The organism is Sphingomonas sp. Ant H11, assembly GCF_000797515.1.
GTDB lineage: Bacteria > Pseudomonadota > Alphaproteobacteria > Sphingomonadales > Sphingomonadaceae > Sphingomonas.
In genome coordinates, this window is sequence record NZ_JSBN01000026.1 from 136,598 (window position 1) to 147,691 (window position 11,094).

At 64.6% G+C, this 11,094-nt stretch carries 10 protein-coding genes and 1 pseudogene; 10 read left to right on the forward strand and 1 reads right to left on the reverse strand.

The features are described from left to right. Positions 1-4: 4 nt before the first annotated feature. Positions 5-190 carry a Rieske 2Fe-2S domain-containing protein gene (locus NW75_RS06770; protein ID WP_197057733.1) on the forward strand — a complete coding sequence of 62 codons (186 nt, stop codon included), beginning with the start codon at positions 5-7 and terminating at the stop codon, positions 188-190. Here NW75_RS06770 and NW75_RS06775 read toward each other — a convergent pair. After that, positions 187-1,842: an AMP-binding protein gene (locus tag NW75_RS06775; protein ID WP_052192268.1), complete on the reverse strand. Its 1,656-nt coding sequence runs from the start codon at positions 1,840-1,842 to the stop codon at positions 187-189. The genes NW75_RS06770 and NW75_RS06775 overlap by 4 nt on opposite strands. A gap of 93 nt (positions 1,843-1,935) precedes the next feature. On the opposite strand from NW75_RS06775, the gene NW75_RS06780 reads away from it, so the two are divergent. From NW75_RS06780 to NW75_RS06820, 9 genes and pseudogenes are all read left to right on the forward strand, one after another. Beyond that, positions 1,936-2,907, forward strand: coding sequence for an NADPH:quinone oxidoreductase family protein (locus NW75_RS06780; protein ID WP_033964417.1), 972 nt, complete (start codon positions 1,936-1,938; stop codon positions 2,905-2,907). Positions 2,908-2,969: 62 nt separating this feature from the next. Beyond that, a complete protein-coding gene (locus tag NW75_RS06785) occupies positions 2,970-3,587 on the forward strand; it encodes a TetR/AcrR family transcriptional regulator (protein ID WP_052192270.1) in 618 nt (205 codons plus the stop codon). A gap of 10 nt (positions 3,588-3,597) precedes the next feature. Then, positions 3,598-4,377, forward strand: a complete 780-nt coding sequence (locus tag NW75_RS06790) for an IclR family transcriptional regulator domain-containing protein (protein ID WP_269430284.1) — start codon at positions 3,598-3,600, stop codon at positions 4,375-4,377. A gap of 101 nt (positions 4,378-4,478) precedes the next feature. Continuing rightward, positions 4,479-5,965, forward strand: a pseudogene (locus NW75_RS06795) (4-hydroxyphenylacetate 3-hydroxylase family protein). Further along, positions 5,962-6,462, forward strand: coding sequence for a flavin reductase family protein (locus NW75_RS06800; protein WP_033964370.1), 501 nt, complete (start codon positions 5,962-5,964; stop codon positions 6,460-6,462). Before NW75_RS06795 ends, NW75_RS06800 begins: the two are co-directional and overlap by 4 nt. Before the next feature lie 30 nt (positions 6,463-6,492). Continuing rightward, positions 6,493-7,380, forward strand: coding sequence for an alpha/beta fold hydrolase (locus NW75_RS06805; protein ID WP_033964371.1), 888 nt, complete (start codon positions 6,493-6,495; stop codon positions 7,378-7,380). Positions 7,381-7,382: 2 nt separating this feature from the next. Then, positions 7,383-8,330, forward strand: coding sequence for a 3-carboxyethylcatechol 2,3-dioxygenase (locus NW75_RS06810; protein WP_033964372.1), 948 nt, complete (start codon positions 7,383-7,385; stop codon positions 8,328-8,330). Positions 8,331-8,447: 117 nt separating this feature from the next. Continuing rightward, positions 8,448-10,643 (forward strand): TonB-dependent receptor, encoded by a 2,196-nt coding sequence (locus NW75_RS06815; protein WP_081988662.1) that lies wholly within the window; start codon positions 8,448-8,450, stop codon positions 10,641-10,643. Positions 10,644-10,804: 161 nt separating this feature from the next. Further along, positions 10,805-11,094: FAD-dependent oxidoreductase (locus NW75_RS06820; protein ID WP_033964374.1), on the forward strand; the 290-nt coding region annotated here is incomplete at its 3' end.

The following is an 11,094-nucleotide window of genomic DNA, read 5'->3' on the forward strand; positions in this document are numbered from 1 at the left end:
ACACGTGCAGCCACGGCCAGCGTCTCTGGCCGAAGGCTGGCTCGAAGGGTTCGAGATCGAATGTCCGGTCCATTCGGGGCGATTCGACATCCGGAGCGGAGCGCCGCTCGCCTTTCCCGTCACCGAGCCGGTCGCCACCTACGCTCTCCGCCGCATCGACGGCGTGCTGCACGTGGTGGTGCCTGCCTAGCCTTCGCGTCGCCGGGCCTCGCGCTCGCGTAGCGCGAGGCGTGAGATCTTCAGGTTCTCGTTGCGCGGGATCTCGTCGACGATCTCGAGCAATTTGGGGATTTCCATCGGCGACAAAAGGTCGGCCAGGAACAGCCGCAGATTCTCGATCGTGAGTCCGGCGGCGTCGCGCAGGCTGACGATCGCCTTCACGGTCTCCCCGCGGTAGGCGCAGGGTACCCCGATCACTGCGGCTTCGCGCACCGCGGGGTGCTTCAGGACCGCGCTTTCCACATCGGCAGGATAGACGTTGTAGCCGCTGGCGATGATCACGTCTTTCAGCCGGTCGAACACGGTGACCGCGCCGTCGGCGTCCATGGTGCCGATATCGCCGCTGCGGAAGAAGCCGTCGACGAACGCCTGCGCGGTCGCATCGGGGCGCTGCCAGTAGTGCGGCATGACCTGCGGCCCCCGGATGCAGATCTCGCCCGGCTCACCGGTTGCCATGCGGATCGACGGATCGCTCGTCGAGCGGACCTCCACCTCGGTGAAGGGCAGAGGGATACCGGTTGCTCGCTCATGATGCGGGATCGGTGAGGAATAGATCGCTGCGGGCGACGTTTCGGTCATGCCATACAGGGTCGTGATCGTCAGGCCCGTCGCGTCGCGAAACCGCTTCTTGAGCTCGGCTGAGACCGGCGCGGCGCCGCATTGCGCATTGCGCAGCGACGACCAGTCGAACTTGCCGCGCGTTTCCGCGGCATGCAGCAGCGCGGTGAACATGGTCGGCGGCGCCAACAGCAACGTAATCCTCCGCTGCTCGATGGTGTCCAGCGCCGCGTCGGCGTCGAACCGGGGCATCCAGGCCATCTCGCCTGCAATGTTGACCATGAAGTTCTGGATGGGTCCGACGCCCGACACATGCGTGACGGGTGCTGCGGCGAGCACGGATTCCGCACCAGGCCTCAGTTCGGGGAACCAGCTGTGCATCTGCACGACGTTGACCGACAGGTTCGCATGGGTCAGCACCGCTGCCTTGGGCGCGCCGGTCGTGCCGCCGGTATATTGCAGCACCGCCGGCTGCGTGAGCGGGTCGACCGTGGCGCGTGCGACCCGGCCCGCTCCAGCCATGATGGCAGCGGTGGTCAGCGTGCCTTCGCCGTTGCCAACCGATGCGGGCGCGTGGGGATCGCCGCTGCGCGCGCTCGTCGCGATCAGCGTCGGCTTCACCGCCGACGCGCGCCGGATCTGGGCCGCCTTGCCGAGCAGCGCTGCATCGTCGAGCGTGAAGATCGCCTTCAGTCCCGCATCGTTGGCCTGGTCGATAAGGCGCCTGACGGAATAGAGCGGGTTCAGCCCGACTCCGATTGCGCCGACGTGCCACAGGGCGAAGGTGAAGACGGTGAATGAAGGATGGGCCGGGGCGAGGAAGCCGACCCTGTCGCCTGCGCCGATGCCCGCCGCGGCGAAACCGGCGGCGAGGTCCTCCACGAAGGCTGCGACCTCCGCGTAACTAAAGCTCTCCTCGGCGAACGACGAACATGGGCGCGCGCCGAAGGTCGACGCTGCCCGATCGAGCAGGACGGACAGCGGCATGGGGTCGGGCGACGCCAGCGCCGCGGCGCGCGGATTATAGAAGCGGGCCCAGGGCTGGCTCGTTGCGGAGGTCGTCATGGCGGTCGTTATCCTCTCGATATCCTGACGTCGGTGCGCCTTGCCCGAAAACATACCTTTGCGTATGGCTGGATGCAACAGGAGGGTGGCGCGATGAAGGCTTGGGTGGTTGAGGGGTATGGGACGCTGGACCGCGTCAGCATCCGGGACGTTCGCATTCCCGTCGTGCCGGCGGGCTGCGCGCTGGTCCGTGTGCTGCGCGCCGGTTTGAATTTCGCCGACGTCATCAGCGTGCGCGGCGAATATCAGGTCAGGACCGATCCGCCGTTTATCCTTGGTGCGGAAATCGCCGGCCAGGTCGTCGATACGGGTGGCTTCGCACATCTTGCCTTTGGCGACCTGGTGATGGCGCAGGTTACCTCGGGCGCCTATGCGGAATATTGCGCAGTGGACGCTGCGCGGCTGATCCGTCTCGCGCCGGGCACAGACCCCACACAGGCCGCCGCGATCCCGATCTCCTATACAACTGCGTCGATCGCGCTCTTCGACACCGCCTGCTTGCGAGCGAGCGAGACCGTGCTGATACACGCCGCAGCGGGCGGCACCGGCATCGCCGCGACGCAGCTCGCACGCAACGCCGGCGCGCGCGTCATCGCGGCGACCGCCGCGCCGGAAAAGGCAGCGGTGGCGACCGCCAACGGTGCCAGTGCCATCGTCAACAACCGCGCCGCAGACTGGGTCGAAACGCTACGCGGGATCGCGCCGGGCGGGATTGATGTCGTGCTGGATCCGGTGGGCGGAGACATCACGCTGCAAAGCGTCCGCGCGCTCGCCTGGGGCGGGCGTCTTCTTATCGTCGGCTTTGCCAGCGGGGCTATTCCCGCGATCCCCGCCAACCGCCTGCTCGTAAAGGCGGCGTCGGCGCGGGGCGTGTTCTGGAAATTCGATGCTGATCCATCCGGCATCGCTGCGGTCCAGAGGGGGCTCGCCACGGCATTGGCAGAGGGAACTATCCGTCCCATAATCGGCGCGACAGTGCCGTTCGCGGCGCTCAAGGAGGGGCTTGCGGAACTTGCAGGCGGGCGCACCATTGGAAAGCTGGTTCTCGATGTGGAAAATGCTTGACCCGGAGTCATTGTGATTCCGGTTTGCCGACGATTGCGATATGGGCCCAGGCAATAACGGAGGTGGCGGTCTACATGGCAAAACAACAGGCGCAGGCAAATGCCGATCAGTCAGAGCGTCTGTCGAAACACGACTGGATCGTGGCCGCGCTGCAAGAAGTCGGGAATGGTGGCGTCGCGCAGGTCCGCATCGAGGTGCTGGCACGCGCCCTGGGCGTGACGAAGGGCAGCTTCTACTGGCATTTCAAGGACCGCGACGCGCTGCTGGGCGAAATGCTCCGGTTCTGGCAGCAAAGCCTGACTTCAGCGGTGGGCCGCTTCGTGCGCACGAAGATCGAGACACCCCGCGACCGTCTCTCATACCTTCTAGGACTTGCATCGGAAGATCGCAGCGACGTCCCCGGCGGAACGATCGAACATGCGCTGCGCGAATGGGCGCGGTCTTCCGAACTGGCGCGCCGCGCCATCTCCGAGGTCGATAGTGAGCGACTCGCGATCATCGCCGAAATCTACCGCGACATGGGGATGAGCAAATCTCGCGCCGCCGCCGCCGCGCTGCTCGCGCTGTCGCATCTCATCGGAGTCAACGTCATTCACCGAGATGTCGGACTTCAGGCCTTTCGGGCGCAGCGGGAGGTCTGTTTGGAATTCCTTCTCGAACTTCCCGAACGGATGCAGTGACTTCATACTGATGGCCGGGCCGAACCGTCCCTATCGAGAGGTTCGGGCTCTGGAACGCGGGCTTGCGTTGCTGGACGCGATGGCGGACATGGGCTGGTCATCGCCGACCGCGCTCGCAAACCGGGCCGGCATCGACCGCTCCAGCGTCTATCGGTTGCTGGCGACATTGGCCGCGGCAGGGTTCGCCGTGCGCCGCGACGACGGTCGCTATTATCTGGCGCCGAAGGTGCAACGGATCGGGCTGGAGATTCGGCAAGACGATCTTGAACCGCAGGCCGCACAGTCTGAATTGGATGTGCTTGTCGTCCGAATCGGCTGGCCGAGCGACTACGCCGTCATCAAGGACGGGCGCCTGACGATCGCCGCTTCCACGCACCCGCGTACTACAATGACGGTTTTCCGCCGGCTCATCGGACAGCATCGCCCCCTGCTGCGCTCTGCCCTGGGCCGTGCGATGCTGGCGGCAATGGACGATGGGCAGCTTGCGCAAACGCTTGAACTGGTGCGCGCCGCAGCGGGGGAAGACGCTAGTGAGATCGAAGTTGATGGCGCAGTTACCCGGGCCATTGAGCAGACGCGGCGGGATGGATTCGGCGCCAGCCATGGCCTGATCGAATCCGGTACTAGCGCAATCGCACTCCCGGTGCGCCGAGACGCGAATGTTATCGGTGCGGTCAACATCGTTTTCTTTTCTTCGGTGCTGACGCCGGCGGTCGCGGCAGCTCGATTTCTGCAGCCGTTGCGCGACTGCGTCGAGCGGCTCGAAGCGAGAATCGGTTTCCTCAACTGACTGTTCACCAGACGAACAGTCGGGAAGTTCGGCTTGGGGCAACCAGTCGCCCGGGATTAGATACTCTCACGTACGGTATTTCGATCGGCGGGAGAGAGTGGATGGGTGTGCGGACCGGGGCCGAGTATCTGCAGGGGTTGCGATCGAGTCCGCGCGACGTATGGGTTGGCGGTCAGCGAGTCGACAACGTCGCCGATCACCCGGCGTTCTGCGCGGTCGCGCGCGAGATTGCGGCGCTGTATGACATGCAGCACCAGCCCGAGCATCGCGACAGCCTGACCGCGCTCGACGCTGTCACCGGCGAGCGCTGCGGAATCGCGTTCGAGCCCGCGCAGACCGTCGACGACCTGCGCAGGCGGCGCGAAGGGTTCAGGCTTTGGGCGGAGGCGAGCTTCGGCCTGCTCGGGCGGTCCCCCGATTTCCTCAATACCACCCTGCTGGCGCTCTGGGAGGACCGGAGCGTCTTTGGCGAGGCCGGCGAGCGATATGCGGACAACGTCGCGTCGTATTACGATCACGTGCGCCGCCACGACCTGTTTCTCAGCCATGCGCTGGTCCCGCCGCAGAACGATCGCACCAAACAGAGCCACGAACAGGGTTCACTTCACTTGCGTGTCACCGGCGAGGAAGATGACGGAATCCGCATCAGCGGCGCCAGGATGATCGCCACGCTAGGGCCGGTCGCCGATGAAATCCTGCTGTACAATTTGCCCGGCATGAAGCCCGGCGACGAGGACCATGCGCTGATCTGTGCGGTGCCCGCCGGTGCGCCGGGCCTGCGCCAGATCTGCCGCGAGCCCTACGTGATCGCTGGCGAACGTGCGGCGTTCGACCATCCGTTGTCGACGCGGTTCGAGGAAAGTGACTCGCTCCTGGTGTTCCACGACGTGTTCGTGCCCTGGGAGCGGGTTTTCAGCTACCGCGACGTCAAGTTGTCGGGGGACATGTATTTCCGCACCGCGATCCGCAACCACACGGCCTACCAGACCAATACACGCGCCTTGGCGAAGATGCAGTTCGCCACCGGCCTCGCCATGGCGGTCGCGCGGTCGATCGGTGCCGACGCCTTCCTGCATGTGCAGCACATGCTGGGGGAATGCATCGGCTATGTCGAGCATCTCAAGAGCGGACTGGCACGCGCCGAGGTCGAGGCGGAGCGAACCGCGAGCGGTACGCTCCGGCCTGCGCTCGCGCCGCTCCAGACGCTGCGGACGATGCTGCCGCAAGCCTATCCGCGCGTGATCGAAATCCTCCAGACGATCGGCGCCGGCGGGTTCATGCTGATGCCGTCGGGCGCGATCTGGCGGCGGAGGAGATCGCGGGCGATACCGCGACCTATTATGCCGGCGCGCAGCTGCCGTCGATCGATCGGGTGAAGCTGTTCAAGCTCGCCTGGGATCTGGCCGGCGAGGCGTTTGGCCAGCGGCTCGTCCAGTATGAGCGCTATTATGCCGGCGATCCCGTCCGCAACATCGCCGGCACCTATCTGGCGGTTGACGACACCGATTACCGGCGGTTGGTGGATGCGGCTCTGGCGCTGGCAGGGGAGCCGCAACCCGCAGGGGCCGCGCCAGGATCGGGGGCGTGAACGGCCGGTCCGAGGGGCAGGCTTCACCCTGCGTTAGCGCGGATTCGTTCCGCGGCGCGATGGCGTGCCTGGCCAGTGGTGTGACCGTGATCTCCACTCGGGACGCGCAGGGCGCGCCCCACGGCGTCACCGTCAGTTCGTTCGTTTCGCTGTCACTCGACCCGCCCCTGGTGCAGTGGAGCCTGCGTCGAACCGCGCCCTCTTATGCGGTTTTCAGCAAGGCGCGCCACTTCGCGGCCAACATCCTGGCCGCCGACCAGGAGGAGGTGTCCCGGCGATTCTGCGCTCCGGTCGATCGCTTCGCTGCGCTCCGTGCGGCGACTGGCATGGCAGACATACCCCTGTTGCCGGGCGCGCTCGCATGGATCGAATGCGAGAGGGTCGACGAGTTTCCCGGCGGTGATCATGCGATCTTTCTGGGCCGCGTAATGCGCGCGCGCCACCACGACAGGCCGCCGCTCGTCCACTGGCGAGGTGGCTATCACAACATCGCCTGACCCCCACAGCAACGACAACAGGATACGCCAATGGAAACGCCGTACCACAGCATCTGGACCGATCTCGGTCCCACCGAGTTCCGTCAGGGCTTCATCGACGCCGGCGGTGTCCGAACGCGGTTCATCAGCGCCGGCGACAGCGACAAGCCGCTGCTGCTGCTGCTCCATGGCACCGGCGGCCATGCGGAAGCCTATGTGCGCAACTTCGCCGCGCATGCGGAGCACTTCTGGACCGTGGCGATCGACAGCGTTGGGCATGGCTGGAGCGACAAGCCGACCGGCGGTTATGAAATTTGCGATTACGCGAGGCACGTGCTGGCAGCGATGAAAGCGCTCGGGCGCGAGCGGGCGCACGTCTCGGGCGAATCGCTCGGAGGCTGGATCGCGACTTATCTTGCGGTGAACCACCCGGATGCGGTGGACCGGGTCGTGCTCAATACCGCGGGCGGCTGGACCGCGCACCCGGAGGTGATGGAGCGGATCAGGCGCTTGTCGATGCGGGCGGTGGAGCATCCCGATCCTGCGATGATTCGCGAGCGCCTCGAGATGCTGATGCACGACAAGACCAAGGTCACCGACGATCTCGTCGAGGTGCGCCGGCGCATCTACAGCCAGCCGGGTTTCGCAGCTGTGATGCGCGAGATCCTGTGCCTTCAGGACATGGAGATCCGGCGGCGCAATATGGTCACGCCCGAACAATATGCGTCGATCAAGGCGCCAACGCTGGTGTTGTGGACCTCGCATGATCCCACCGCGACCGCAGTCGAAGGCAAGCAGATCGCCGACATGATTCCGGGCAGCCAGTTCGCCGTGATGAACGAGTGTGGGCACTGGCCGCAATATGAGGATGCGGACACGTTCAACCGTATCCACCTGGCGTTCCTGCTCGGTCGCGACGCCGGCATCGGGGGAGAATAGCGATGCCGTTCGCCCTCGCCTGTGCCTCGCACTCCCCCGTCATGCTCAACCCGGAACTCGCGGACGATGCCACTTGCATGGCGGTGAAGGCGTCTTTCGACCGGATGGCCAACTTCGTCGAAGACTTTGCCCCCGATCACATCATCCAGTTCGCGCCTGACCATTTTCACGGTTTCAACTACGGTCTGATGCCGAGCTTCTGCGTTGGGACGGCTGCGCGTTCCTATGGTGACTGGGCAACGTCAGACGAACCGCTGAAGGTCGATGAAGTGTTCGCGCTGCAGGTGCTCGACGCGGTACGTGCAGGAGACGTGGACGCAGCGCTTTCCTACGCGATGGTGGTTGATCACGGCTTCGTGCAGATGTGGGAACTGATGTTCGGCCGGGCGGACCGCTATCCCGTTGTGCCGATCTTCGTGAACTGCGCCGCCCCGCCGCTGCCGACCTATCGCCGCGCGCATCTGCTGGGTGAAGCGGTAGGACGTTTCGCGCGACGCTGCAGCCTGCGCATCCTGTTCGCCGCATCGGGCGGGCTGTCCCACGACCCCTTGGTGCCCCAGATCGCTGGCGCGAGCCCGGAAGTGCGGGCCCGCCTGACCGGGGCGGCAGCGCTGACCCGTGACGAGCAGCGAGCACGGGAAACTAAGGTTCTTGCCGTCGCAGCGGGCGCCGCGCGCGGGGAGGGGCCGGTACGGCCGCTCAATCCGGCCTGGGACGCTTGTGTCCTGGAAATGATCGCGGCGCAGGACTGGGAGGCTCTCGACGCCTTGGATACCGCGGCGGTCGACGCGGTCGCGGGTTCGGGAGCCAACGAACTCTTGGCATGGGTCGCCGCGTCCGCAGCGATGGGAGCAACGGGTCAATACCGTGTCGCACAGAAAGAATATCGGCCGGCGCCGGGATGGATCTCTGGTGTCGCGCACCTCACCGCCACGGGCGAGCAAACATAAGCATTGACAAGAATGGACCATAAACATACGCCGCCGTATTGACACGCGGGAAGTCCGCCGGATGAGCTGCGCGTATCTTGGTGTTGCCCAACGAGGCAAGGGGAGAGGAATATGGGAATGCAGGTTCTGAAGCGGCCGTTCGCATTATTTTGCGCGGTGAGTTTCCCGGCGATCGCGCAGGCGCAAGCGGTCGCGCCAGTTCCTTCCGCTGCGGCCACGCCGCAGGACACGCCAGCGGCTCCCGCCGCGACCCCGCCCGATAACAGCGGCATTGCCGACATCGTGGTCACCGCTACGCGCCGTGAAGAACGGCTTCAAAACATTCCAGTGACGGTGACGGCGATCGGTGGCGATGCACTCGAAAATACGGGCGTGCGCGAGGTCCGCAGCCTTACCCAGATCATTCCGGCATTCAACGGCGGTCGTAACCAGAACGTGATGCAGCCGAGCATTCGCGGAGTCGGTTCGGCAGGGAATTCTACCGGGGACGAGAGTAATGTCGCGATCTACGTCGATGGCGTCTATCAGGCGGACCCATATTCGACGCAGATCGACCTCGTCCAGGTCGAGCGGGTCGAGGTGTTGCGCGGCCCGCAGGGCACCGTGTTCGGCCGCAATGCCACTGGCGGGCTGGTCAACGTCATCACGCCGGATCCCAGTTTCACGACGAGTGGCCGGATCGCCGCGCGCTACGGTCGCTCCCGAGAAGAGGCGAATGACGTCGATGTTCGCGGTTATGTGACCGGAGGGCTTGGCAAAACAGTCGCAGCCGATCTTGCGGTGTTATACCGCAAGAGCGACGGTTACATCAGTGACCTCAACACCGGTGGAACGTTGGGCGCTGCGCGGACGATTTCGCTACGCAGCAAGCTAATGTTCGAACCCAGCGATTCGGCAAAAATCATCCTGACCGCGGCGTATGTCGATACGAAAGATCAGGTGGCGTCGCAGCAGCCGTTCCGGGGAAACACCGCCGGTGCGCCATTTCCGGGAGTGATTATTCCTGACCAGGCTTGGGAGGCATCGCTCAATGGGCGCGGGAGATCCGACTACAACCGGTTCGATCTGTCGCTGCGCACGCAGTTCGATCTGGGCGGCGTGAACCTGGAGACTACCGGCGCCTTCATGACGACGCGTGTCAATCAATACGCCGATTCGGACGCCTCGAACATTCTGCTGGGCTATACTGACATGCGGGTCCGGCCCAAGACGTATAGCCAGGAGGTGCGGCTGCTTTCCACCGGTGTCGGGCGGTTCAAATGGATCCTCGGAGCCTATGCGTTTCGCCTGACCGGCGAACAGCCGGTGTTCATCTACAGCGCGGTATCTCCCACTGCGGTGCCGAGCCAAACACTACTTGAGCCGAAGGTCACGACAACCTCCTTTGCAGGCTTTGCGGAGGGCACTTACGAGATCGTCGATTCGCTCTTTCTGACCGGCGGTGTGCGCTACACGACCGAGAAACGGACATTCGAGCAATCGGTCAATGGCACACCGCTGCCGTTCGGCACCGCCCGCAAATCATTTAACAAATTTACCTATCGCGCTGCGCTGCGATATAATTTTGCCGATCACGCCAATGTGTACGCAAGCTACGGCACCGGCTTCAAGAGCGGGGTGTTCAACACTTTCGGCACGTCGCCGATCGCGGTGAATCCGGAGTCGATCAAGGCGGCCGAAATCGGGTTGAAGGTCGACCCCGCGTCATGGCTCAGGACCAACCTGTCGGCCTATCGCTATGACTATAGCGACCTGCAGGTGACGGCGCGTTCGGCCGGCAATGCTTTCATCTTGCAGAATGCGGCGACGGCGAAGATCTACGGCGGGGAGCTGGAAGTCACCGTTGTCCCCATACGCGACCTCAACCTCCGCGCGTCCGCGGTCTACACACATGCCGAGTATGACAAGTTTCCGCAGGCCCAGGTCTTCATCCCCAAGTCAACCGGCGGCAATATCGTTAGCTCCGCAGATGTTTCTGGCAAATGGATGATCCGCACGCCGCGCTATACCTTCAATCTGGGCGGCACGTATGGCGTCGACATCGGCAAAAGCCGCCTCACCGCGAGCGCGAACCTGTTCCACAGCGGCAAGGTCTATTACGACTTCCTTAATTCGCTGGTGCAGAATTCCTATACGATGCTGTCCGGGGAGATCGGCTTGCGCCTTCCCGGCGAGAAGATCAGCTTCAATTTGTTTGCCAGCAATCTGACGAACGCGAAGGTGGCGCAGCAAATCTCCCCGGGTCCGCTTGGCACCTATATCATCTACGAACGTCCGCGGCGCGTCGGCATCGGTGCGGAAATCCGCTTCTAGGTAGCGGGGACCGACGAGGCCGGCATGACCATGATCGGAACGATCGCTATAGTCGGCGCCAATCTTGCCGGCGCTCAGGCGGCGGCCGCCGTCCGCTCCGGCGGGTTCGAGGGGCGCGTCGTCCTGATCGGCGAGGAGCGTGGCGGCCCTATCAACGGCCGATGCTGTCCAAAGAATGGTTGCGGTCGGACACGGTGCCGGCGGGGTTCGAGCTTCGAGACGAGCGGTGGTACGACGACAATCAGATCGACCTGATACTCGGGACGAGGGTCGAGGCGCTGGACCGTGCCGGGGGCCAACTGCGGCTGGCCGACAGCCGCTGCATCCCGGCAGATCGGGTCCTGCTGGCCACCGGCGCGCGGGCGCGCAGGCTCAATCTTCCGGGCGCGGATGCGGCTAACGTGCATCACCTCAGGACCCGCGCCGATGCGGACGACCTGCGCGCGGCGCT